The organism is Rhizobium sp. J15 (assembly GCF_002531825.1).
In the GTDB taxonomy this organism is placed as follows: Bacteria; Pseudomonadota; Alphaproteobacteria; order Rhizobiales; family Rhizobiaceae; genus Rhizobium.
The window spans coordinates 158,909-180,953 of the sequence record NZ_NWSX01000009.1; the positions used below are offsets into that span (position 1 = coordinate 158,909).

General features: G+C 61.8%; 24 protein-coding genes. 11 read left to right on the plus strand and 13 right to left on the minus strand.

Features of this window, described 5'->3' with window-relative positions; translation table 11 throughout:
- Positions 1-83 precede the first annotated feature (83 nt).
- From CO670_RS11075 to CO670_RS11100, 6 genes are all read left to right on the plus strand, one after another.
- On the plus strand, positions 84-1,070 hold the full coding sequence (locus CO670_RS11075) for an ABC transporter ATP-binding protein (protein ID WP_097590269.1): 987 nt from the start codon (positions 84-86) through the stop codon (positions 1,068-1,070).
- Positions 1,067-2,029 carry an ABC transporter permease gene (locus CO670_RS11080; RefSeq protein ID WP_097590270.1) on the plus strand — a complete coding sequence of 321 codons (963 nt, stop codon included), beginning with the start codon at positions 1,067-1,069 and terminating at the stop codon, positions 2,027-2,029. Before CO670_RS11075 ends, CO670_RS11080 begins: the two co-directional genes overlap by 4 nt.
- Complete coding sequence (locus tag CO670_RS11085) at positions 2,019-2,831, plus strand: ABC transporter permease (RefSeq protein WP_097590271.1); 813 nt, start codon at positions 2,019-2,021, stop codon at positions 2,829-2,831. Before CO670_RS11080 ends, CO670_RS11085 begins: the two co-directional genes overlap by 11 nt.
- A 13-nt stretch (positions 2,832-2,844) precedes the next feature.
- Entirely contained in the window at positions 2,845-4,272 is a 1,428-nt protein-coding gene (locus CO670_RS11090; protein ID WP_097590272.1) for a gamma-aminobutyraldehyde dehydrogenase, read from the plus strand.
- Positions 4,273-4,461: 189 nt separating this feature from the next.
- Positions 4,462-5,568, plus strand: a complete 1,107-nt coding sequence (locus tag CO670_RS11095; RefSeq protein ID WP_097590273.1) for a helix-turn-helix transcriptional regulator — start codon at positions 4,462-4,464, stop codon at positions 5,566-5,568.
- 105 nt (positions 5,569-5,673) lie between these two features.
- Positions 5,674-5,847: a DUF1328 domain-containing protein gene (locus CO670_RS11100; protein ID WP_004678026.1), complete on the plus strand. Its 174-nt coding sequence runs from the start codon at positions 5,674-5,676 to the stop codon at positions 5,845-5,847.
- A gap of 117 nt (positions 5,848-5,964) precedes the next feature.
- Here the strand turns inward: CO670_RS11100 and CO670_RS11105 are convergent, their stop codons facing one another.
- The 3 genes from CO670_RS11105 to tal form a co-directional block, all read right to left on the minus strand.
- Entirely contained in the window at positions 5,965-6,411 is a 447-nt protein-coding gene (locus CO670_RS11105) for a DoxX family protein (RefSeq protein WP_176538919.1), read from the minus strand.
- A 77-nt stretch (positions 6,412-6,488) separates the two neighbouring features.
- Positions 6,489-7,157, minus strand: coding sequence for a DUF1345 domain-containing protein (locus CO670_RS11110; protein ID WP_097590275.1), 669 nt, complete (start codon positions 7,155-7,157; stop codon positions 6,489-6,491).
- A 93-nt stretch (positions 7,158-7,250) separates the two neighbouring features.
- Positions 7,251-8,216, minus strand: coding sequence for a transaldolase (gene tal / locus CO670_RS11115; protein ID WP_097590276.1), 966 nt, complete (start codon positions 8,214-8,216; stop codon positions 7,251-7,253).
- Positions 8,217-8,645: 429 nt separating this feature from the next.
- Here tal and CO670_RS11120 point away from each other — a divergent pair, with 429 nt between their 5' ends.
- Together CO670_RS11120 and CO670_RS11125 are read left to right on the plus strand one after the other, a co-directional pair.
- On the plus strand, positions 8,646-9,623 hold the full coding sequence (locus tag CO670_RS11120) for a sugar-binding transcriptional regulator (RefSeq protein ID WP_097590277.1): 978 nt from the start codon (positions 8,646-8,648) through the stop codon (positions 9,621-9,623).
- A gap of 4 nt (positions 9,624-9,627) precedes the next feature.
- Positions 9,628-10,143, plus strand: a complete 516-nt coding sequence (locus CO670_RS11125) for a hypothetical protein (protein ID WP_097590278.1) — start codon at positions 9,628-9,630, stop codon at positions 10,141-10,143.
- Between the two features lie 12 nt (positions 10,144-10,155).
- On the opposite strand, the gene CO670_RS11130 is transcribed toward CO670_RS11125, so the two are convergent.
- The gene (locus CO670_RS11130) at positions 10,156-11,028 is read right to left on the minus strand and encodes a bifunctional helix-turn-helix domain-containing protein/methylated-DNA--[protein]-cysteine S-methyltransferase (protein ID WP_097590279.1); all 873 of its coding nucleotides are present in this window, start codon (positions 11,026-11,028) and stop codon (positions 10,156-10,158) included.
- Positions 11,029-11,110: 82 nt separating this feature from the next.
- Positions 11,111-11,608: a DUF2244 domain-containing protein gene (locus CO670_RS11135; protein ID WP_097590280.1), complete on the minus strand. Its 498-nt coding sequence runs from the start codon at positions 11,606-11,608 to the stop codon at positions 11,111-11,113.
- Positions 11,609-11,630: 22 nt separating this feature from the next.
- Between CO670_RS11135 and nth the strand changes: the two genes are divergently transcribed.
- Positions 11,631-12,413, plus strand: a complete 783-nt coding sequence (nth, locus tag CO670_RS11140) for an endonuclease III (RefSeq protein WP_097590324.1) — start codon at positions 11,631-11,633, stop codon at positions 12,411-12,413.
- Here the strand turns inward: nth and CO670_RS11145 are convergent.
- On the minus strand, positions 12,378-12,956 hold the full coding sequence (locus CO670_RS11145) for a TetR family transcriptional regulator (protein ID WP_097590281.1): 579 nt from the start codon (positions 12,954-12,956) through the stop codon (positions 12,378-12,380). The two genes, nth and CO670_RS11145, sit on opposite strands and share 36 nt — an antisense overlap.
- An 81-nt stretch (positions 12,957-13,037) precedes the next feature.
- Here CO670_RS11145 and CO670_RS11150 point away from each other — a divergent pair, with 81 nt between their 5' ends.
- Complete coding sequence (locus tag CO670_RS11150) at positions 13,038-13,463, plus strand: VOC family protein (protein WP_097590282.1); 426 nt, start codon at positions 13,038-13,040, stop codon at positions 13,461-13,463.
- A gap of 3 nt (positions 13,464-13,466) precedes the next feature.
- Here the strand turns inward: CO670_RS11150 and CO670_RS11155 are convergent, their stop codons facing one another.
- Positions 13,467-14,180: a sulfate transporter family protein gene (locus CO670_RS11155; protein WP_097590283.1), complete on the minus strand. Its 714-nt coding sequence runs from the start codon at positions 14,178-14,180 to the stop codon at positions 13,467-13,469.
- A gap of 237 nt (positions 14,181-14,417) precedes the next feature.
- On the opposite strand from CO670_RS11155, the gene CO670_RS11160 reads away from it, so the two are divergent.
- Positions 14,418-15,272: a MurR/RpiR family transcriptional regulator gene (locus tag CO670_RS11160; protein WP_097590284.1), complete on the plus strand. Its 855-nt coding sequence runs from the start codon at positions 14,418-14,420 to the stop codon at positions 15,270-15,272.
- Between the two features lie 39 nt (positions 15,273-15,311).
- On the opposite strand, the gene CO670_RS11165 is transcribed toward CO670_RS11160, so the two are convergent.
- The 6 genes from CO670_RS11165 to CO670_RS11190 all read right to left on the minus strand — a co-directional run bounded on the left by CO670_RS11165 (position 15,312) and on the right by CO670_RS11190 (position 21,959).
- On the minus strand, positions 15,312-16,895 hold the full coding sequence (locus tag CO670_RS11165; protein ID WP_097590285.1) for an FGGY-family carbohydrate kinase: 1,584 nt from the start codon (positions 16,893-16,895) through the stop codon (positions 15,312-15,314).
- Complete coding sequence (locus CO670_RS11170; RefSeq protein WP_097590286.1) at positions 16,895-17,584, minus strand: HAD family hydrolase; 690 nt, start codon at positions 17,582-17,584, stop codon at positions 16,895-16,897. Before CO670_RS11170 ends, CO670_RS11165 begins: the two co-directional genes overlap by 1 nt.
- A gap of 90 nt (positions 17,585-17,674) precedes the next feature.
- A complete protein-coding gene (locus CO670_RS11175; protein ID WP_097590287.1) occupies positions 17,675-19,156 on the minus strand; it encodes a mannitol dehydrogenase family protein in 1,482 nt (493 codons plus the stop codon).
- 83 nt (positions 19,157-19,239) lie between these two features.
- Positions 19,240-20,238 (minus strand): ABC transporter ATP-binding protein, encoded by a 999-nt coding sequence (locus CO670_RS11180; RefSeq protein WP_097590288.1) that lies wholly within the window; start codon positions 20,236-20,238, stop codon positions 19,240-19,242.
- Between the two features lie 16 nt (positions 20,239-20,254).
- On the minus strand, positions 20,255-21,085 hold the full coding sequence (locus CO670_RS11185) for a carbohydrate ABC transporter permease (RefSeq protein WP_097590289.1): 831 nt from the start codon (positions 21,083-21,085) through the stop codon (positions 20,255-20,257).
- A 1-nt stretch (position 21,086) separates the two neighbouring features.
- Positions 21,087-21,959 (minus strand): sugar ABC transporter permease, encoded by an 873-nt coding sequence (locus CO670_RS11190; protein WP_097590290.1) that lies wholly within the window; start codon positions 21,957-21,959, stop codon positions 21,087-21,089.
- Positions 21,960-22,045 lie beyond the last annotated feature (86 nt).

Consider the following 22,045-nt stretch of genomic DNA (forward strand, 5'->3'; position numbering starts at 1 on the left):
CCCTTGTGGGGAGGGGTTTGGGGCGGGGTCTTCATCAGCCAAGACCGAAGCCCTCTCTAAATTGCAAGACCCGGAGCGCTCCAATGACGTCAGCCGTCCGTTTCCAGCAAGTATCGCGCCATTTCGGCCAGGTTCGCGCCGTCGACGGCGTCGATCTCGAGATCGCGCCGGGGGAGTTCTTCGCCATGCTCGGCCCCTCCGGCTCCGGCAAGACGACGTGCCTCAGATTGATCGCCGGCTTCGAGCAGCCGACCGCGGGCCATATCCAGATTTTCGGCGAGACGGCCGATGGCGTTCCGCCCTATCGGCGCAACGTCAACACCGTGTTCCAGGACTATGCGCTCTTCCCGCATTTGAACATCCTTGACAATGTCGCCTACGGGCTGATGGTCAGGGGTGTCGGCAAGGCGGAGCGGATGAAAGCCGCGAACGATGCCCTGGAGCTCGTTAAACTGCCCGGTTACGGCGCCCGCAGGCCCGGTCAATTGTCCGGCGGCCAGCGGCAGCGTGTGGCGCTCGCCCGCGCGCTCGTCAACAAGCCGAAGGTGCTGCTGCTCGACGAGCCGCTCGGCGCTCTGGACCTGAAGCTGCGCGAGCAGATGCAGGAGGAGCTAAAGAGCCTGCAGCGCGCGCTCGGCATCACTTTCGTCTTCGTCACGCACGATCAGGGTGAGGCGCTGTCCATGGCCGATCGGGTCGCCGTCTTCAACAATGGCAACATCGTCCAGCACGGTACGCCGCAGGATATCTACCGCTGCCCGAAGACCCGCTTCGTCGCCGATTTCGTCGGCTCGTCGAATGTGATCGCGCCGGATCTGATGGTCTCGCTCGGCGGCGAGAAACGCTGGGCGAGCCTGCGTCCCGAAGCGATCCGGCTGGCAAGCGACGGTATCGAGGCGAAAGTCGAGAATGCAAGTTTCCTCGGCGCGGCGACGCGCCTCAGCGTCGATCTCAAGGGCAGCCGGCTGCACGTCATGCTGCCGGCGGGTTCAGCCGTGCCCGATGTCGGCGCCGGCATCCGGCTTGCCTGGCAGCCCACCGATATCCACTATATGGACGATGCGGCATGACGACGCTCACCCTGTCAGCCGGCAAGACATCGATCCTTCCGCGCCGCGGCGGGTTCTTCGGTCGGCTGTCGGATGTCTTCTGGCGGCACCCGAAACTCTTGCTCTTCCTGATGCTGACGCCGCCGCTGCTCTGGCTCGGCATCATCTATATCGGCTCGCTGATTGCCCTGCTTCTGCAGAGCTTCTTTTCGATCGACGATTTCTCCGGCCTGGTGAATTACCAATTCACGCTCTCGACCTATGCCCAGCTGCTGAGCCCGACGAATTTCGACATCATCATCCGCACCGTCATGATGGCCGCTCTCGTAACCGTCGCTTCGGCGCTGATCGGCTTTCCGATCGCCTACTACGCTGCGCGTTACGCGCAGGGCAAATGGAAGGCGCTCTTCTATCTCGGCGTCATGCTGCCGCTCTGGTCGAGTTATCTCGTCAAGGTCTACGCCTGGAAACTGATCCTCGCCAAGGAAGGCATCCTCACCTGGATCTTCGGGAAACTCTCGCTCTCATGGCTGCTCGACGGCATCCTGAACCTGCCCGTTATCGGCGGCAATTCGCTCTCGGTGAGCTATCTCGGCACCTTCATCGTCTTCGTCTATATCTGGCTGCCCTATATGATCCTGCCGACGCAGGCGGCACTCGAGCGCGTGCCCGGCAACCTGATCGAGGCATCGGCGGATCTCGGCGCCACGCCGCGCCAGACCTTCCGCACCGTGCTGCTGCCGCTCGCGCTCCCCGGCATCGTCGCCGGTTCGATCTTCACCTTCTCGCTGACATTGGGCGATTACATCATCCCGCAGATCATCGGCTCCTCCAGGCTGTTCATCGGCCAGGCCGTCTATGCCCAGCAGGGAACCGCCGGCAACGTGCCGCTGGCCGCCGCTTTTTCCGTCGTGCCGATCGTCATCATGGCGCTCTATCTTTGGCTCGCCAAGAAACAGGGAGCTTTCGATGCGCTCTGACCTCAGGACATCGCCGCTGCCCCTGAAGATCGCCGCTGCGGCGGGGCTGCTCTTCCTGCATCTGCCGATCCTGCTGATCTTCGTCTATGCCTTCACGACGGAGGAAAAGAGCTATCAATGGCCGCCGCCCGGGCTGACGACGCAATGGTTTGCCGTTGCCTGGAACCGGCCGGATGTCTGGTCGGCGCTCGGCCTTTCGCTGCAGGTCGCCGTCATCGCCACGGCGATCGCGCTGGTGCTCGGCACGCTCTGCGCGGCGGCCGTCAGCCAGACGAAATTCTTCGGCCGCGAGGCGATCTCGCTGCTGGTCATCCTGCCGATCGCCCTGCCCGGCATCATCACCGGCATTGCGCTGCGCTCCGCCTTCAGCCTTTTCGACATTCCGTTTTCGGTCTGGACCATCGTGCTCGGCCACGCCACCTTCTGCGTGGTCGTCGTCTACAACAATGCCGTCGCCCGCTTCCGCCGCACCTCCGGCTCGCTGATCGAGGCCTCGATGGATCTCGGCGCCGACGGCTTCCAGACCTTCCGTCATGTCATCCTGCCGAATATCGGCACCGCGCTTCTTGCCGGCGGCATGCTCGCTTTCGCCCTTTCCTTCGATGAGGTCATCGTCACCACCTTCACCGGCGGGCAGCAATCGACCCTGCCGATCTGGATGCTCGAAGAACTCATCCGCCCGCGCCAGCGCCCCGTCACCAATGTGGTCGCCATGGTCGTGGTGCTCGTCACCTTCCTGCCGATCCTGGCAGCCTACTACCTCACCCGCGACGGCGACCAGATCGCCGGCGCCGGCAAATGACAGGGAGAACGTCATGGACACCCAAATGCTGATCGGTTCCCGCTTCGAAAAGGGCACGGAGACGGACGAGCACATCCTGAACCCGAAGACCGGCGAGACGGTGATCGACCTTCCTGAAGCCTCGCTGTCACAGATCGATGCCGCCGTCGACGCCGCGGAAAAGACCTTTGTGAGCTGGTCGCAGACGACGCCTTCCGAGCGCTCCGGCTACCTGCTGAAGATCGCCGACGCCATCGAGAAGGATGCCGCAGGCTTCGCCACGCTGGAGGCGCTGAACTGCGGCAAGCCGATCAATGCGGTGCTGAACGACGAAATTCCGGCGATCGTCGATTGTTATCGCTTCTTTGCCGGCGCCGTCCGCAACCTGCACGCACCGGCCGCCGGCGAATATCTGCCCGGCCATACCTCGATGATCCGCCGCGACCCGATCGGCGTCGTCGGCTCGATCGCGCCGTGGAATTATCCGCTGATGATGATGGCCTGGAAGCTGGCGCCGGCGATTGCCGGCGGCAATACCGTCGTCTTCAAGCCTTCGGAACAGACGCCGCTGACGGCGCTGAAGATGGCAAAGCTGCTTTCCGACATTCTCCCCGAAGGCGTCGTCAACGTCATTCTCGGCCGCGGCGAAAGCGTCGGCAATGCGCTCATCAACCACCCGAAGATCGGCATGATCTCGATCACCGGCGATATCGCCACCGGCAAGAAAGTGCTGCAGGCCGCCGCCAAGACAGTCAAGCGCACCCATCTCGAACTCGGCGGCAAGGCCCCGGTCATCGTCTTCGACGATGCCGATATCGACGCCGTCGTTTCAGGCATCCGCACCTTCGGCTATTACAATGCCGGCCAGGATTGCACGGCCGCCTGCCGCATCTATGCCGATGCCAGGGTCTACGACAATTTCGTCGCCGATCTCTCCTCGGCCGTCTCCAGCATCCGCTTCAATCAGGCCGACGACACCGAAAACGAGATCGGCCCGCTGATCTCCAGGCGCCAGCGCGACCGCGTCGAAAGCTTCGTCGCCCGCGCCTCCGAGCACAAGCACATGGAAATCACCACCGGCGGCGCAGTCTCCGGCGACAGAGGCTTCTTCTTCACCCCGACCGTCATCGCGGGCGCCCTCCAGGACGACGAGATCGTCCGCCGCGAGGTCTTCGGCCCGGTTGTCTCGGTCACCCGCTTTTCCCAAGCCGATGACGCTATCGCCTGGGCGAACGACAGCGATTATGGCCTCGCCTCCTCCGTCTGGACGAGGGATATCGGTCGCGGCATGAAGACGGCCGCCCGCCTGCAATATGGCTGCACCTGGATCAACACGCATTTCATGCTGGTCAACGAGATGCCGCATGGCGGCCTCAAGCAATCGGGCTACGGCAAGGACATGTCGGTTTATGCGTTGGAGGATTATACCGCGGTTCGTCACGTGATGATCAATCACGGCTGAGGCGAAAGGCAATATATCGCATGAATAAAAGGTTCGCCTGGAGCAACCGGGCGAACTTTAGCATAGCAGAACAATAAGACGGCAAATATTGCCTGCTTCTTGTCCTATCGTTGTTACGACCATACGGTTAGATCGCGACGTGAGGTTCGAAAGCCGACCCCGCAACAGATTCGATGAGGCAGCATTCTCATGGCGACTCATATCGATATCTCCGAGCTTGAAAAGGCCATGGACGGGCTGCTGGAATCCGCCCTCGTCCCGGAAAAATGGACCGGCACGCTGGAAGCGATCTCCCGGGCGACCGGCTCCGAAGGCGCCCATATTTTACCGGCGATCGGCAAGTTTTCTCCGGGCTTCCTGACGACGCCCAACCTGCTCGAAGCCTTCGACGTCTATTTCGCCGAAGGCTGGTACAAGCGGGATTTTCGAGAGCGCGGGCTTCCGGTCGCACTCGCCAAAGGCATCATCATCGAGCACGACATCGCCTCGGAAGAGGAGTTCCGGCGCCACGAATTCTACACCGAGTTTCTTGCCCGCTTCGGCCTGCGTTATTCCGCCATGATCGCCTTTACCTCAGGCGATACGCTGCTCACCCTCAACCTGCAGCGCCGGATCGACGATCCTCCGTTCGACCGGGAGGAGGAGCGCATCCTGCTCTCCATGCAATCGAAGCTGACCGCCTCGGCCGAAATCATCCGCTCGCTGCAGGCCGCAAAGATCGACGGCATGAGCGAGGCTTTCGAGCTCAGCGGCACCGCTGCCGTCTTCTTCGACCGCACCGGCCATGTCAGCCATCTGAACAATCGGGCCGAAAGACTGCTCAACGGCGATATCCGCATCGTCGACCGTGAACTGGTTTCCGCCAGCCAGGAAGAGACCGGCCTGCTGCGGCGGCACTTGAAGGCGGTTCTTGCGGGAGACCCTTTCCTCAACCCGGCCGTATCGACGCCGGTGCTTTTCTCGCGCGCCGGCAAGGCCCCGCTCATCATTCGTGCCCAGGCCCTCCGGGGCCTGCCCGCTGATATCTTCGCCCACTCGCGCGCCGTCGCCATCATTACCGACCTTTCCGAACGCGCAAGAACGGACGGCGACCTCCTGCGGCGGCTGTTCGCCCTGACGCCGCAGGAGGCGACCGTCGCCCGTCTGCTGATGGAGGGCTCCTCGCCGCGCCAGATCGCCGAGATTTGCGGCCTGAGCTATGAAACGGCGCGCGGCTACGTCAAGAAGCTGCTTGCCAAGACCGGGACGCAGCGCCAGTCGCAGCTGATCTCGCTTCTCTCCGCCGTGAAAATCTAGACCCGGCCAGCAACAGCCTTCCGCTTGATGAGGCATCCTTCCAACGATGCGGGAACAATTTCCCCGCTGCCGCGTCTTCTCAGGCAAAGGTAAAAGGATGCTGCCATGCTGAAATGGGCTCTGATATTTTTCGTCATTTCGATCATCGCCGGCTTCTTCGGCTTCTCCGGTGTATCCGCCGCCACCGCGACGATCGCGCGCGTTCTCTTCGGTATCGCGCTGGTGATCTTCCTGATCTTCCTCGTCCTTGCGCTGATGGCAGGCCAGGCAGTCCTCTAAGTCGTGCCAACTATAGGCCGTTGCCGGGAACGCGATCATCGCGGTGATCGCCCGGCTGGCCGGCTGTCCCGTCAATGACCTCCTCCACTCTCACCCGCATTGCGGTGAGCAAATTGGCTACAGGATTGCCTTGAGCAAAGGATGCATGTTGCCTGCCCGCCGTTTCAGCAGATGGTCGACCGAGATCGATCCCGCGCCGACAGCCACAAGAGCGAACATGCCGCCGGCAATCGCCAGGTCCTTTTCGAAATGCAGCAGCTCGTTCTGGCTTGCAAAATTGGTATGGAAGAGAAAAGCCGTCGCCAGACAGAAAAGCGCCAGCGCCAATGCCCCGAGCCGGCTGAGGAAGCCTGCGGCGACGGAAAGGCCGGCGCTTATCTGAAGCGCGATCGTGGCAAAAGCAATCGGCGCCGACAAGCCCAGTTTCTCGAAAATCTCGATGGTCGCGGTGAGATTTGCCGCCAGTGATAATCCCTCATGCAGGAAGATCAGGGACAAGAGAAGCCTGCCGAGGAGAAGAATGATATCGGCCAGGGGCGGCCGGCTTGAGGCGCTTTCCATCAGATTCTCCCATTTGCAGAGCGGACGGGCGGCCCGCTTTCGTTCGGATCCTCTTCAACACGTCCCGAGCCCAGCTCACGCTATAGCAGGCTCGCCCCGACATTGATCGCAAGCGCCAGGATCGTCGTGTTGAACAAAAAAGACAGCACGGCATGCAGCAGCGTCAGCTTGCGCATGCTGGTCGAGCTGACGGCGACATCCGCCGTCTGCGCGGCAACACCGATGGTGAAGGAGAAATAGAGAAAATCCCAGTAACCGGGTTCGTCGATACCGTCGGGGAATTTGAGGCCGCTCTCTTCGTCCGCCCCGCCATAGAAATGGTGGGCATAATGGATAGTGAAGAGCGTGTGCAGAAAGACCCAGGAGATCAGGATCGTCAGCACCGCGCCGCCCGCCCTTGCCAGCGCGACGTCAGGCGTCGCCTCCTTGATCGAATGAAGCTCGAGCCCGATGCCGGCGATACTCGCGAGCGACGCACCGATCGAAAGCGCCAGCAGGACCGTGTCGGAAAAATCGAGATCCTCGGCGCGTTTGCGGATGCTTTCGACCGTCGCCCGCAGCATCTTGCGCCAGCTGAGCGCAATGAAGACGCCGGCGCTGGCATTCCATCCGAACAGCACGTTGCGGGCGCTGACCTCACGCGATGTCACGGCCAGAAAGACCGCCAGGCCGGCAAGGAAAGCGATGATGAAACTTGCATGCCGGGAGGAAAGCGCCGTCAGAGACGTTGTCCGTTCCTCGTCCTCCATCTTCACCTCCGGCCGCATAGGTCCTTGATAACAGCATGAAAAAGGCGCGGTTGCCAGCGGGCCACCGCGCCTTCGATCGTTTGCCGTGCCCGATCAGGCGGCAGCGAGCTGCAGTTCCTTCTGCACCATGGTGCGCAGCGTCGCCAGATCCTTGGCAAAGGCGCGGATGCCTTCGGCGAGCTTTTCGGTCGCCATCGCGTCTTCGTTCATCATCCAGCGGAAAGTCTTCTCGTCGACGGCGATTTTCGAGGCCGGCTTGATCGTCTCGGGCGACAGCTTGCGCTCAAGCTTGCCCTGGTCGTTCGAAAGCTCGTCGAGCAGGTTCGGAGCGATGGTCAGGCGATCGCAACCGGCCAGCGCTTCGATCTCGCCGGTATTGCGGAAGGATGCGCCCATGACGACGGTCTTGATGTCGTTCGCCTTGTAGTAGTTGTAGATATCGCGAACGGACAGCACGCCCGGATCTTCCTCGGCGGTGAAATCCTTGCCGGTCGACTTCTTGTACCAGTCGAGGATGCGGCCGACGAAGGGCGAAATCAGGAAAACCTTGGCATCGGCGCAGGCGATCGCCTGTGCCTTGGAGAAGAGCAGCGTCAGATTGCAGTCGATGCCTTCCTTCTGCAGGATTTCCGCTGCGCGGATGCCTTCCCAGGTGGAAGCGAGCTTGATGAGGATGCGGTCCTTCTCGATGCCGCGCTCCTTGTAGGCGGCAATGATGCTGCGGGCCTTGTTCAGCGACGCTTCGGTATCGAAGGACAGGTCGGCATCGACCTCAGTCGAAACGCGGCCGGGAACAAGCTTCACCAGCGCGGCGCCGACGGAGATGGCAAGGCGGTCGGCAACCGCTGCAGCGGCAACATTGGCATCACCGCCGAGCTTCTTGCCCCAGGCGATCGCTTCCTTCATGTCGTCGGCAAACATCTCGGTGCCGAGCGCCTTGAGAACGATGGACGGGTTGGTCGTGCAGTCGACCGGCTTCAGGCGGGCGACAGCCTGAATGTCGCCGGTATCGGCGACGACGGTGGTAATCTCGCGGAGTTGGTCAAGCTTGGATGTCATGGTCAGTAATCCTTGTTGAATTTGGGCTGCGGACCGGCGCGAGTTCCGCCCGGCAAAGAGGTGATCTAGGGACAGACGGTTTGCATGCTGCAGACGGAAATACGCGCATCCGTAACGGATGATCGATAAACGTGAGGGACAGCGGACCTGTTCCGGCCGCATGCGAACGGCTGTTCGAACGCAAGCGGCAGCGCCTGCGGCTCAAGGGCCGGTCGTGACTTTCGGCATGCCCGCACTATGTCCTCCTCGGACGGACAAGAACGACTTCATCTCGCGAGGACTATCGCCGCGCGGCTAAGGAAAAGTCAAGGACATTTGTGCATTTCAATTGACATAAGTGTCACACCCGTCATTATCCCGGCAGCAAGCGCGTCATTGCAGCCTTTGTCCTCGCAAGGGATTTAGGACAGAAATCGTGCGGGAGGAGATGTGGTCAAGCTCAAACGCGGCACGCACACGGCCTATTCAGAAGCGTCATCGCTGCGGCTGAGGGCCGCATGGCTCTATTACAATGAGGGCCTGACCCAGAAGGACGTCGCCGAACAGCTCGGCATCAGCCGCACCACGGTCATCCGCCTGCTCGACGAAGCGATGAAACGCAGCGAAGTCCAGATCTGGATCAACGATTCGATCGGCGACTGCGTCGAGCTTTCGGTGAAGTTGGAGCGCGCCTATAGCCTCGACGAGGCGATCGTGGTACCGAAGCCCGTCAATTGCGACGTCAACGGGCTGGCGAAAAATGTCGGGCTGGCGCTCGGCCAGTTCCTCTCCGAAGCGATTCCCGACGATTACACCATCGGCGTCGGCTGGGGCCGCACCATGACGGCGTCGCTCGCAAGCTTCCGGCCGCCGCGTCGCGACAACTGCAAGATCGTTTCGCTGCTCGGGGGCATAGTCGCCGTGCACCAGACGAACCCGATCGACTATACTTGGCGGCTGGCAAACCAGCTCGGTGCCGAATGCTATATGTTCCTGGCGCCGCTGCTCGTCGATTCCGTCGAGACCAAACGCAATCTGATCGAGAAATGCGGGCTGGACACGATCTATCGTCTCGCCGAAAACCTCGATCTCGCCATCGTCAGCTGCGGCGATATCGGCCCGCACTCGACCTCGCTGTCGGAGGGCTGGATATCGAAGGCAGAGTTGCAGGAACTGATCGACGCCGGCTGCGTCTGCGACACCATGTTCAACTTCCTCGACAAGGACGGCAATTCGGTCGACCACTCGATCAACCGGCGCGTCATGTCCGTCGATCTCGACACGCTGAAGGAGGCCAGGCACATCGTGCTCTCCTCCGGCGGCGCTCACCGCGCCGTCGCCATCCGCGCCACCATCAAGCGCATCGGCTGCAACACGCTGATCACCGATGAAAGCGCCGCGCGAGAACTTTTGCGACTGGCGGAATGAGTTCATGCTTTCACTCGATAGTCAGCGTTGGGGTGAATTGAGGCAATGCTATGGTCTTGCGACAGACACGCCGGAGCTGCTGAAAACGCTGGAAAAATCGCCTGGACCAATGCCCACCCCTGGGGCAGAACCCTGGTTCAGCCTGTGGTCGAGCCTCTGTCATCAAGGTGATGTCTACACGGCGTCATATGCGGCCGTTCCTCATATCGTCAGGATCGCGCTCACCACGGCGACGCCAATCGATTTCTCATTCTACCAGTTGCCGGCGAGTATCGAAGTTTCTCGAAAAACAGGGCGAGGACCGGATATACCGGGTGATCTGGAGCAAGCCTACCTGCACGCGATCGCATCCTTAGCCGAGTGTGTGAGCCTTCATCGCCATGAAGCATGGGATCGGCCAACCCTCCTGTCGGCAAGCGCGGCCCAGGCAGTTGCCAAGGGCCATATCCATATCGCGGAGGCGCTATCCAATCTGGATGATGACATCATCGCTCGGATCATCAATTCCGATTTTGACTAGCTCCGGCATCTATCAGGCATGGGCCGATTCCCAACCGAGCATCGCCCGCTTGCGGGTCAGGCCCCAATGATATCCGGTCAGGGCTCCGTTCTTGCCGAGCGCGCGATGGCAGGGCACGACGAAGGAGATCGGGTTGGCCCCGACCGCAGCGCCCACGGCGCGCATCGCGGTCGGCCGGCCGATATCCCTGGCGATATCGCTATAGGTCACGGCCTTGCCGAAGGGGATCTTCAACAGGCTCTGCCACACGCTGACCTGGAAATCCGTTCCGATCAGAACCACCCGCAGCGGCTGGTCCGAGCTCCAGCGGCCCGGCTGGAAGATCCGTTCCGCATAGAAAGCCGTCGCCTGCCGGTCTTCGATATAACAGGCGTTCGGCCAGCGGCAGGTCATGTCCTCAAAACAAGCCTTCTCGTCACCGGTATCGCTGAAGGCGAGACCGGCAAGGCCGCGGTCTGTTGCCATGACCAGCGCCGTGCCGAAGGGGCAGGTGTGGAACCCGTAGCGGATCGTCAGGCCGCCGCCCCTCGCCTTCCACTCGCCCGGAGACATCGCCTCATGGGTGACGAACAGGTCATGCAGGCGGCTCGGACCGGAAAGACCGACTTCGATCGAGGTTTCGAGCAGCGGCATCTCCTCCCTGCGCAAGAGCCGCTTTGCGTGGTCGAGCGTGACGGCCTGCAGGAACGCCTTCGGGGAAAGGCCGGCCCAGCGGGTGAACGTCTTCTGAAGCTGCGTCGGCGACTGGTTCAGCCGCGCCGCGATCGCCTCCAGCGAGGGCTGGTCGCGATATTCTTCGCTGATGAGTTCGATGACCTGGCGGACGGTGTCGTAATCCGGGCCATCCGGGGTGATATCGGTGTCGAGCTTCGCGATCATATTCATCGTTTTTCTCCTTTAGACAGGAGATAATCAAGGGCGGCCGGCCAAACCACCCGTTTCTTGCGCACCCTTTCCTATCAGCGCATCAGATACGCTGCTTGACCGTGGCGAGCGCCCCTTTGAAAGCCTTGGCGAACGTCTCGCGATCCTCGGGATTGAGGAAAGAGCCGATATCGGTACGCCGGCCCTCACCGAAAATCTGCATGGACAGGATGCCGATCTCCTGATGCCGGCGCACGCGGAAACGCGCCCAGAACGGGTTGAAATGATGCTCCACCATCCGCCCCGACGGTGCGAACTTGCGCACCGAAACATCCGTGCGCGATACCGTGACTTCCTCGCGCGCCCTTCCGGAGCGGTAGCTCAGCCAGAACGCGCCGTAGAGCAGCACGAAATCCAGCCCGAAGAAGAAGCCGATCGGCCAGGCGCCGGTGACGGTGAAGAATAGGCCGTAGAGAAAGCAGACGGCGCCCGACAAAATGAGCAGCACCTTGAAGCCCTTGCGCCCGAGAGACCGGTGGGGAAAGAGTTCGGCGGCGAAAACAGGCTTTTCGTTGAAGCTGTCGGCGTTGCTTTCCATCATGGCCGTTGAGTATAGATTCTCCATGGCGAATCCGAAACTCAAATCCGTTGGCAAACCCTCGCAAAGCTCGAATGTGATTGCCCGCCGCAAACCGGCAGCGGCGGTAAAAACCGCCTATTCCGTGGCTGAGCGCGAGGAGATCTTCCGCCGTTTCTCGGTGCAGCGGCCGGAACCGAGGGGCGAACTCGAACACACCAATCCCTTCACCCTTGTCGTCGCCGTGGCGCTTTCCGCCCAGGCGACCGACGCCGGCGTCAACAAGGCGACGCGGGCGCTCTTCAAGATCGCCGACACGCCGCGGAAGATGCTCGATCTCGGCGAGGAGAAGGTCCGCGACTACATCAAGACGATCGGCCTTTATCGCAACAAGGCAAAGAACGTCATCGCGCTTTCCCAGATGCTGGTCGACGAATTCGCTGGCAAGGTGCCGGAAACGCGCGACGAACTGGTCCGCCTGCCCGGCGTCGGGCGCAAGACCGCCAATGTCGTGCTCTCCATGGCCTTCGGCCAGGCGACGATGGCCGTCGACACCCACATTTTCCGCATCGCCAACCGCATCAGGCTCGCCCCCGGCAAGACGCCCGACGAGGTCGAGGCGCGGCTGATGAAGGTGGTTCCGAAACATTATCTCTATCACGCCCATCACTGGCTGATCCTGCACGGCCGCTACACCTGCAAGGCGCGCCGCCCCGAATGCGAGCGCTGCGTCATCGCCGACATCTGCAAATCGCCGGAGAAGAGTTCGGATATTCCGGCGCCGCTCGTCGAGCTACCGCCGCAGGTGATCGGCGAGGCCGTCGAGTAGGGCCGCAATCGCCCGCTCGTAATCCCGCCGCTCGCCGCCGGCATCGATCGCGATCGCGGCGCGGTCGAAAGCCGCCGACAGCAGTGACGTCAGCGGGCCGAGCAAGGCGCCTGCCTCAGGCAGAAGCGCCTGAAGTCCTTCCCGCAAGCTCGCCTCCGCATTCTCCGCATCCACTGCCGCGATCGCCGGCGATCCGAGAACGGCAGGCGCTTCCATCAACAGCAGCCGTGTTCGCCCCGGCTGCGCCATGGCGGTGAAATAGGCCGAAGCGCCGGCGATCAGTGCGGCCCGCGGCGCTTGTTCCGATGCCGAAGACGCCTCGATCGCCTTGGCCACTTCCTGCGCCTCACACTTGATCACCGCCTCGAAAAGCGCCTTCTTGTCCTCGAAATGATGGTAGAGCGCGCCGCGCGTCACCCCTGCCGCCGCGACGATCTCCGGCGTCGCCGTCTCGGCATACCCCTTCTCGACGAAGATGCGCCGTCCGGCGTCGATCAGCGCCTGCCTCGTCTGTTCCGTTCTCTCGCGATTGCTGCGGCTCATGCAGCCTGTTTACATACAAACTGCATGTATGTTAATACATAAAAACATACAGCCTGCATGTAAAAAGGAAGGAAGCAAGAAATGCGATCGACCAGCTATTACCCTGTCATCATGACCGGCGACGTTGAGGCCACTGCCGCCTTCTACTGCGCCCACTTCGGCTTCAAGGCGCTCTTTGAAAGCGACTGGTACGTTCACCTGCAATCGGCCGAGACGGAGAATGTCGCGCTCGCCATCCTCGACGGCAGCCACGAGACCATTCCTGCCGCCGCCCGCGGCGAAGTCCGCGGCTTGCTGCTCAATTTCGAGGTCGAGGATGTCGATCGGATCTACGAGGCCTGCCGGAGCGCCGGCCTGCCGATTTTGAGAGAGATCCGCGATGAGGATTTCGGCCAGCGGCATTTCATCACCGCCGATCCGAACGGCGTGCTGATCGACATCATCAAGCCGATCCCGCCGAGCGCGGAATTCGCCGCGATGTACGAGGCCTCCGCCCTGCCCGGCTGAGCCTCAGGCGCGCGAGCCGGCGTCGCGCGCCGAAATCAGCTTGTGCAGATGCACCATCATGCCGGCGGCGAAGAGCGGCGTCAGCAGATTGACGAAGGGGATCATCAGGAAGAGCGCAATCACCAGCCCGCCGAGAAAGACGGTGGGCGCATGCTTGGCGCGGAAGAGCCGCGCCTCCTGCGGCGAGCGGAAGCGCATGGCGGCGAATTCGAAGAATTCCCGTCCGAGGAGGTAGCCGTTCACTAGAAAGAAGGCGACGAGATTGACGCCGGGAATGAACAGCAGCAGCAAGGCGACGATATTGCCGGCGATCACCACGCCGAGGAACTTGATCGAGCTTGCCATCGCCGGTCCGAGCGGCATGGCGGTGCCCGGCACGTCCGTCGGATAGTCGCGCTTTTCGATGACATCGGCGACATCGTCGAGAAACAGGCCGGCGATCAAGGCCGTCACCGGCGAAAGCAGCAGCGCCAGCATGAGCGCAAGGCCGATACCCGCAAGGATCGCGAAGACCAGGGTGAACCACCCCGCCCATTCCGGCAGGTCGGGAAAGAAGCTCGTCAGCCAGGGAAAGACAAAGGCCATGAAGGCTCCGCGCAGCGCGAACCAGAGGCCGACCAGCACCAGGACCGTCAGCCCCAGCACTTTCCAGAATACCGAGCGTGTTTCGGGGGCGAATAGATTGGCGAGCGAAAGTCGTGCGGCGTCGAGGATCATTTCTTCAGGCGTCTCCAGTTGCGCAGAAGATGTAGGAAAAGCGAATGCCACCGGCAAGAGAGAATAAAATTGCAGGCTTTACTAGAAAACTTGTCGCAAATTAAATGCTAATATAATATTGTGTAACAGCAGAATATGCATGGGCCTGAGAAGCAGCTTCCGAAATAGTTGCAAAGACAAGGGGTCGCAATAGCGCATCCGCGGAACGCCTCTGAGGAATGACGGGGGGAGGCTGATGTGGAAGACTTTGTACAGAAGCTCAGGCAATACGCAAAAACCGGGACGCCCGCTGAGCGTCGTATCGCGAAATATTTCTCCGAACACCTGAATGACCTGCCATTCGAGACGGCCGCGTCCGTCGCCGACAGGCTTGATCTATCGCCGATGACCGTCGGGCGCTTCCTGCGCGCCCTCGGCTATCAGGGGCTGGACAGCGTCAAAGTAGAGATTCGCGAGACCGTCACGACGTCGCCGGCACAATTGCAGAGCGCCATGACCGAGCTGCATCAGGACGCGGCGGAGGGCAAGCCGCTTGCCGTGCTGGTCGCCGAGCAGATCCAGGCGCTCCATCACATCTATCATCTGACGGCGCAGCCGAACTGGGCCGAAGCCGTCAGCCTGATCAGCACGGCCCGCGAAGTGTCGATCGCCACGCATGCGCGGCTCGCAAGCCTCGCCAATCATTTCTGCCAGCGCCTGACGCAGGCCCGCGACGGCGTGCGCACGCTCGACGGCGCCGAAAACCGTTTTGCCGAACTCTTTGCCCGGCTGGCGGTCGACGATGCGCTGCTCGTCATCATCGACTGTCGCCGCTTCGCCAAGGCGCGGCTGCTTGCCAGGACCGCGCGGCGCTACGGCTATAAGGTCGTGCTGATTTCGCCGCAGCAGGCGGATTGGATGGCGGACCAGTCGAACGTCATGCTGCCCCTGCCGGCCGCCCGCGCTCCCGATCTCGACAATATTCCGCCGCTGATCGCGCTGCTCGATTGCCTGTCGGAGGCCGTCATTCTCGAGGTCGGAGAGGAGGCAGCGCTTCGCCGTCGCCGCATGCTGGAATTCGCGACAGTCCTCGGCGAGACCGTCAACCACTAAGCAAAAGTGTGAAAGCGGTTTGCATGACGCTCTGACTACTTACTGCATCGCTTCCAGTTCGGCGCGATGCCGGTACATGGCGAGAAGGCGGCGGTAATCGCGGTCGTAGAGCGCCTGCTTTGACTTGTCGGGAAGCCTCTCCTCGCCGCCCGGATACATCGCCTCGCCGGCCGCCGCCAAATCCCTGTGCAGGCCGCAGGCGACGGATGCCGCGATCGCCGTGCCGAGCAGCACCGCCTCATTCATCTTCGGCACCACGACCTTGCAGCCGGTGGCGTCGGAGTAGAGCTCCATCAGGACAGGGTTCTTCACATGCCCGCCGGCGATATGCAGCGTATCGGGCACGTAGCCGTATTCCTTCATCTTCTCCAGGATGTGGCGAATGCCGAGCGCGATCGCCACGGCGGTCCGCCAATAGAGCGCACAGAGCCCGTCGAAGGAGACATCGAGCGTCAGGCCGCTGACGACGCCGACAGCATGCGGATCGGCAAACGGCGATCGGTTGCCATGAAAATCCGGCAGCACGAAAATGCGCTCTCCGAAGGCATCGCCTTCCTCGGCCCGCAATTCGGCAATCCGCGTCACGATCTTCTGATGCAGCGCCGAGGTCGGCTCCCCGCCGGCCGCATGCATGCGCACGATGTGGTCGAGCAGCGCCCCGGTCGCCGATTGCCCGGCCTCCACCAGCCAGCATTGCGGGAAGACCGCCTCGTAATAAGGCCCCCACATGCCGTGGCTCGGTTTGCGCTCCAGCGAGAAGGCGACGATGCAGCTCGACGTGCCGGCAATCAGCGCCAGCTGGTGCTCGCGTTTGACCGGATCGGCGGCATAGCCGCCGAGCGCGCCGAGTGCGCCGGCATAGGCATCGATCATCCCGGCCGAGACATGGCAATCGATGGTGAGCCCAAGGGCCTCGGCCGCATCAGCTGTCAGCCGGCCGACACTGTCTCCGACGGGCGCGGTCTCATCCGGCAGATTGCCGCGCGCCTGAAGATCGTCGAGACCGATCCGCTCCAGGAAATCGCGCTGCCAGCCTTTCTCGAGATGGGCGAGATAGTTCCATTTCGCCGTCAGCGTGCAGCGCGAACGGGCAAGCGATCCGGTCGATTTCCAGGTCATGAAATCGGCAAGGTCGAAGAAATAGCCGGCCTTCTCCCATGTGGCGGGCAGCTTCTTCTTCAGCCACATCAGCTTCGGCATTTCCATTTCCGGCGACATCACGTGGCCGGAATGTTCGAGCACGCGGTGCTCCGTCGCCGTGCAGAAATCGGCTTCCTTCAGCGCCCGGTGATCGAGCCAGACGATCGTGTCGAAACGCTTCTCGCCACCTGTCGAAACACTGATCTGGCGGCCCTCGACATCCCGCACGACGAGCGAGCAGGTCGCGTCGAAACCGATCGCTCCGACCGAAGCAGCCGCAATTCCCGATTGCTCCATCGCGCGGCGCACCGCCGTGCAGACGGCCGACCAGATATCCTCGGAATCGTGCTCGGCATGGTTTTCACGGGGCCGGTTCATGATGATCACCTGCTCTGCCTTGGCAAGCAGCCGGCCGCGTGCATTAAAGACGCCGGCGCGCGCACTGCCGGTGCCGATATCCACCGCAACCACATGATCACGCATCAAGACTTGGTCCCGTCCAGCTTATGGTTGCGGACAAGGTGTATCAAATCCGGCATGGCGTCAAACACCGCTTCCGGCGAAAGCCGGTCGAGTTCGGCGCGGTATCCGGCAAAATTGGCATGCGATCCGCCGGTGAAGGCAAAGACCGTCATGCCCGCCGCCTTGGCCGCCGCGATACCGGCCGGGCTGTCCTCGATAACGAGGCAGGATGCGGGTTCCACACGCATTTGCCTGGCCGCATGCAGGAAGAGATCGGGCGCCGGTTTGCCGCGCTTGACCATCGTCGCACTGAAGATATCGGGCAGCCTGTCGAGAAGTCCGGTGACGGAGAGCGACAGCCGGATCCGCTCCATCTGGCTGGAGGAGGCGACGCAGCAGGGAATGCCGAGCCCGTCGATCGTTGCCGCAATGCCCTCGATCGGCTTCAGTTCGGTGCGGAAACGCGAATAGAGATCGGTGCGGATACGCTCGAGGAATTCCTCGCTGGCATGGACGTTGAACTCGGTTTCCAGCGTATCGATGAGGGTCGAGAGGCTGCGGCCGAGAAAGCGCTCATAGGCCTGATCCTCGGTGATCGAGACGCCGAGATCGTTCATCGCGCCGACGAGAACGCTGATCGAGATCGGTTCGCTGTCGACGAGCACGCCGTCGCAATCGAAGATCACCAGCCGTGGTTCAGCATCAGCCATGAAAGACCCAACCTGAGTTCAATTCGGACGCGACCCGCTGTACCCCGCAAGGCCGATGAACGGCGGCAGCGGATGCCGCCATGCCGATTCCTACACTGCCAGTTTGCCGTCGAGATAGAGCTGCAAGGTCTCCCGCGTGCCCTTTACCCACAGGGTTTTGAGCGCATGGGCGAAACGTTTGCGGAAAAGTTCGGATTTCGCCACTTCGCCGAAAATGTCGTCGAAGGCGAGGAAGGCTGACGGATCGTCCTTGGCTTTCAGCGCCGCCGCATGCAGCCGATCGGCGCTGGCGTCGTTGAAGACGATATCCTTGCCGCTGTCGGTCTCGCCGGCGAAGTAGCGGCACCACAGCGCCGAAACCAGCGCGAGGCCGACGATATCCCTGCCCTGGCGGAGATTGTCGAGCGTCGAAGGCAGGATGAATTTCGGCTGGCGGTTCGAGCCGTCCTGCGCCAGCCGCGGAATGGTATCGGCAATCTTCGGATTGAGCAGGCGATGTTCGATCAGTGCGAAATAATCCGTCAGCGAGGTGTTCGGCACCGGCGGCACGATCGGAATGATCTCGTCCTTCTCGAGCTTCGCCAGGAAGGCGCGGATCAGCGGGTCCTCCATGGAATCATGCACGAAATGAATGTCCATCAGTGCCGCCGGATAGGCGATCGCCGCATGCCCGCCGTTGAGAATCCGGATCTTCATATGCTCGTAAGGCGTGACGTCGGGAACGAAGGTGACGCCGACTTTTTCCAGCGCCGGCCGGCCGGCCGTGAACTTGTCTTCGAGCACCCACTGCTTGAATTCTTCGCAATAGACCGGCCAGTTGTCTTCGATGCCGAAATTATCCCGGAGGAAATCGATCTCCCGCTGGCCGGTCGCCGGCGTGATGCGGTCGACCATCGCATTCGGGAAGGCGACATTGGCGCGGATCCAATCGGCAAGAGCTGGGTCGGAAAGCGCCGCCGTGCCGATCACGGCATTGGCGGTGACGATGCCGTTATGCGGAATGTTGTCGCAGGACATGACGGTGAAGGGCACGAGGCCCTTATCCTTGCGCGCCTTCAGGCCAGCGACGATCAGGCCGAAGACCGTTTTCGGCGCATCGGGATTTTTCCCGTCGGTGGCAATCGCCGGATGCGCCGGATTGAATGTGCCCGAAGCATCGATGAAATAACCGCCCTCGGTGATCGTCAGCGAGACGATGCGGATCTCCGGATCGGCAAGCCTGGCGATGATCGCGGCGGCATCGCCGACCGGCAGGATGTCGATCATCGGCGCGGTCACGCGCGCCGCCGTCTTGTTGTTGTCCTGCTCCACCACCGTCGTCAGGAAATCCTGCGCCGCAAGCTTTTCGCGCATGGCGGCATCCGAGGGCAGCACGCCGGCGCCGACGATCGCCCAGTCATGATCGGCGCCCTGGTTGAAGAGATCGTCGAGATAGATCGCCTGGTGGGCGCGGTGGAAATTGCCGACCCCGAAGTGCACGATGCCGGCTTTCAGCGAGGCCCTGTCATAGGAGGGGACGGCGGCAGTGCGCGCCGCGTCCGAAAGCGTTGCCAGCGATAGTTTGCACGTCATGTTTCAGTCCTCTTGAAGGTCTTGCCGAGACGGCCGGGCGCCATCGCCCGGCTCGCATGCCTGCCCCCAGCCGGCTGCCCACCTCAGATGGCGAGGCCGCCCTCGTTGAATTTATGAATGCGCGAACGGTCCGGCGTCAGATAGACGACGTCACCCGCCTTGGCGGCGAAATCGCCGCTGCCGCGCGCCGTCACCATGCCGATGTCTTCGACATCGATATGCAGGAAGGTGTCGGAGCCGAGATGCTCGGCCACCACGACCCTGCCCTTCCAGTCGCCGCTTTCCATCGACAGCAGAATGTGCTCGGGGCGGATACCGATCGTATGGGCGCCGAGTTGAACCGCATTCTGGCCCTTGATGAAATTCATCTTCGGCGAGCCGATGAAGCCGGCGACGAAAAGGTTGCGCGGGCGGCTGTAGAGTTCGAGCGGCGAGCCGACCTGCTCGATATTGCCGCGGTTCAGGACAACGATCTTGTCGGCCATGGTCATGGCCTCGACCTGGTCGTGGGTGACGTAGATCATCGTCGTCTTCAGCTGCTGATGCAGCTCGCTGATTTCGAGACGCATGTTGACGCGCAGCGCCGCGTCGAGGTTCGACAGCGGTTCGTCGAAGAGGAAGGCCGAAGGCTGGCGCACGATGGCGCGGCCGATCGCAACGCGCTGGCGCTGGCCGCCGGAAAGCTGGCGCGGCTTGCGCTCCAGATAGTCGGTGAGGTTCAGCACGCGGGCGGCATCCGCCACCTTGCGGTCGATCTCCGCCTTGTCGATGCCCGCCATCTTCAGCGGGAAGGCGATATTGTTGCGCACACTCATATGCGGATAGAGCGCGTAGGACTGGAAAACCATGGCAAGGCCGCGTTCCGAGGGCGCCTTTTCGGTGGCGTCCTTGCCGTCGATGACGATCTTGCCGCCGGAGACATCCTCGAGACCGGCGATCAATCTCAGCAGCGTGGACTTGCCGCAGCCCGACGGGCCGACGAAGACGACGAATTCGCCGTCATTGATATCGAGATCGATCGAAGGGATGACCTTGGCTTCGCCGAAGACCTTGGAAACCTTCTGAAGGGTAATGCTGCCCATGTTTCTCTCCCTTTTCTTATTTCACTGCGCCGAAGGTCAGGCCGCGGACGAGTTGTTTCTGGCTGAACCAGCCGAGGATCAGGATCGGCGCGATCGCCATGGTCGATGCGGCCGAGAGCTTGGCGTAGAACAGGCCTTCCGGGCTGGAATAGGAGGCGATGAAGGCCGTCAGCGGCGCCGCCTTCGAGGCGGTGAGGTTGAGCGTCCAGAAGGCCTCGTTCCAGGCGAGGATGATGTTCAGGAGCAGGGTCGAGGCGATGCCGGGCACCGCCATCGGCGTCAGCACGTAGACGATCTCCTTCATCAGCGACGCCCCGTCCATGCGGGCCGCCTCGAGGATCTCGCCGGGGATTTCCTTGAAGTAGGTGTAGAGCATCCAGACGATGATCGGCAGGTTGATCAGGGTGAGCACGATCACCAGACCGGTGCGCGTGTCGAGCAGGCCGGAATTGCGGAACATCAGATAGATCGGGATCAGCGCGCCCACAGGCGGCATCATCTTGGTCGAGAGCATCCACATCAGCACGTCCTTGGTCCGCTTGGTGGGCGCGAATGCCATCGCCCAGGCGGCCGGGATCGCGATGATCAGGCCGATCAGCGTCGAGCCGAAGGAGATCACCACCGAATTCATGAAGTGACCGAGATAGTTCGACCGGCTCTGCACCTCCGCATAATTCTCCGTCGTCCAGTGGAAGAACAGGAACTGCGGCGGCGAGGCGATGGCGTCGGCCTCCGACTTGAAGCTGGTCAGGAACGTCCACAGGATCGGGAAGAAGATCAGGATGCCGAGCGTCCAGGCAATCGCGGTGACGATGACCTTGCGCTGGGTTGTGACTTTTCGAGCCATCTCAAGCCTCCAGATTCTTGCCGACGAGGCGGACGAGGAAGATCGCAACGATATTGGCAAGCACGACTGCGACGATGCCGCCCGCCGAAGCGCCGCCGATATCGAACTGCAGGAGCGCCTGCGCATAGACGAGATAGGTGAGATTGGTGCTGTCTGTGCCCGGCCCGCCATTGGTGGTGACGAGGATTTCGGCGAAGACCGAAAGCAGGAAGATCGTCTGGATCAGGATCACCACGGTGATGGCGCGGGCCATGTGCGGCAGGATGATGTAGATGAATTTCGAGATCGCCCCGGCGCCGTCCATTTCGGCCGCCTCCTTCTGCTCTTCGTCGAGCGACTGCAATGCGGTCAGCAGGATGAGGGTGGCAAAGGGCAGCCATTGCCAGGCGACGATGAGAATGACGGAAAACAGCGGCGCATTCGCCAGCCAGTCGATCGGCTGCAGGCCGAGCGCCTTCGCAAGATGGGCGAAGAGGCCGTTGACCGGGTTCATGAACATGTTCTTCCAGACGAGTGCCGCCACAGTCGGCATGACGAAGAACGGCGCAATGACGAGGATGCGCACGATCCCCTGCCCGTACATCGGCTGATCGAGCAGCAGCGCGAAGGCGATGCCGCCGATGACGGTGATGACGAGCACGCCGGCGACAAGCAGCAGCGTATTGACCAGCGCCGCGAAGAAGGCCGGATCGGACAGGAAATATTCGTAGTTCAGAAAGCCGACGAAGCTTTCCATGCCGGGATTGAGCAGATTGTAATTCAGCAGCGAGAAATAGATCGTCATCGCGAGTGGGACGATCATCCACGCGAAGAGGAAAAGCACGGAGGGTGCAATCATCAGGCGTGCTGCGGAGCGAGTGTGTAACGTTGCCATGGCAATCACCGATCTGATCTGACGCGGGGGCCGGTCGCAGGATAATTTTCTCTGAAAAAGGCGGCCGCCGATGCAATTCGGGCAAT

Coding starts and splice junctions, on each gene's coding strand:
- CO670_RS11085 (WP_097590271.1), top strand. CDS start 2,019: ATGCGCTCTGACCTCAGGACATCGCCGCTGCCCCTGAAGATCGCCGCT.
- CO670_RS11125 (WP_097590278.1), top strand. CDS start 9,628: ATGCTTTCACTCGATAGTCAGCGTTGGGGTGAATTGAGGCAATGCTAT.
- CO670_RS11110 (WP_097590275.1), bottom strand. CDS start 7,157: ATGGAGGACGAGGAACGGACAACGTCTCTGACGGCGCTTTCCTCCCGG.
- CO670_RS11185 (WP_097590289.1), bottom strand. CDS start 21,085: ATGGCTCGAAAAGTCACAACCCAGCGCAAGGTCATCGTCACCGCGATT.
- CO670_RS11170 (WP_097590286.1), bottom strand. CDS start 17,584: ATGGCTGATGCTGAACCACGGCTGGTGATCTTCGATTGCGACGGCGTG.
- CO670_RS11190 (WP_097590290.1), bottom strand. CDS start 21,959: ATGGCAACGTTACACACTCGCTCCGCAGCACGCCTGATGATTGCACCC.
- CO670_RS11145 (WP_097590281.1), bottom strand. CDS start 12,956: ATGAGCCGCAGCAATCGCGAGAGAACGGAACAGACGAGGCAGGCGCTG.
- CO670_RS11165 (WP_097590285.1), bottom strand. CDS start 16,895: ATGCGTGATCATGTGGTTGCGGTGGATATCGGCACCGGCAGTGCGCGC.
- CO670_RS11180 (WP_097590288.1), bottom strand. CDS start 20,238: ATGGGCAGCATTACCCTTCAGAAGGTTTCCAAGGTCTTCGGCGAAGCC.
- CO670_RS11090 (WP_097590272.1), top strand. CDS start 2,845: ATGGACACCCAAATGCTGATCGGTTCCCGCTTCGAAAAGGGCACGGAG.
- CO670_RS11095 (WP_097590273.1), top strand. CDS start 4,462: ATGGCGACTCATATCGATATCTCCGAGCTTGAAAAGGCCATGGACGGG.
- CO670_RS11080 (WP_097590270.1), top strand. CDS start 1,067: ATGACGACGCTCACCCTGTCAGCCGGCAAGACATCGATCCTTCCGCGC.
- CO670_RS11135 (WP_097590280.1), bottom strand. CDS start 11,608: ATGATGGAAAGCAACGCCGACAGCTTCAACGAAAAGCCTGTTTTCGCC.
- tal (WP_097590276.1), bottom strand. CDS start 8,216: ATGACATCCAAGCTTGACCAACTCCGCGAGATTACCACCGTCGTCGCC.
- CO670_RS11175 (WP_097590287.1), bottom strand. CDS start 19,156: ATGACGTGCAAACTATCGCTGGCAACGCTTTCGGACGCGGCGCGCACT.
- CO670_RS11150 (WP_097590282.1), top strand. CDS start 13,038: ATGCGATCGACCAGCTATTACCCTGTCATCATGACCGGCGACGTTGAG.
- CO670_RS11100 (WP_004678026.1), top strand. CDS start 5,674: ATGCTGAAATGGGCTCTGATATTTTTCGTCATTTCGATCATCGCCGGC.
- CO670_RS11075 (WP_097590269.1), top strand. CDS start 84: ATGACGTCAGCCGTCCGTTTCCAGCAAGTATCGCGCCATTTCGGCCAG.
- CO670_RS11155 (WP_097590283.1), bottom strand. CDS start 14,180: ATGATCCTCGACGCCGCACGACTTTCGCTCGCCAATCTATTCGCCCCC.
- nth (WP_097590324.1), top strand. CDS start 11,631: ATGGCGAATCCGAAACTCAAATCCGTTGGCAAACCCTCGCAAAGCTCG.
- CO670_RS11130 (WP_097590279.1), bottom strand. CDS start 11,028: ATGAATATGATCGCGAAGCTCGACACCGATATCACCCCGGATGGCCCG.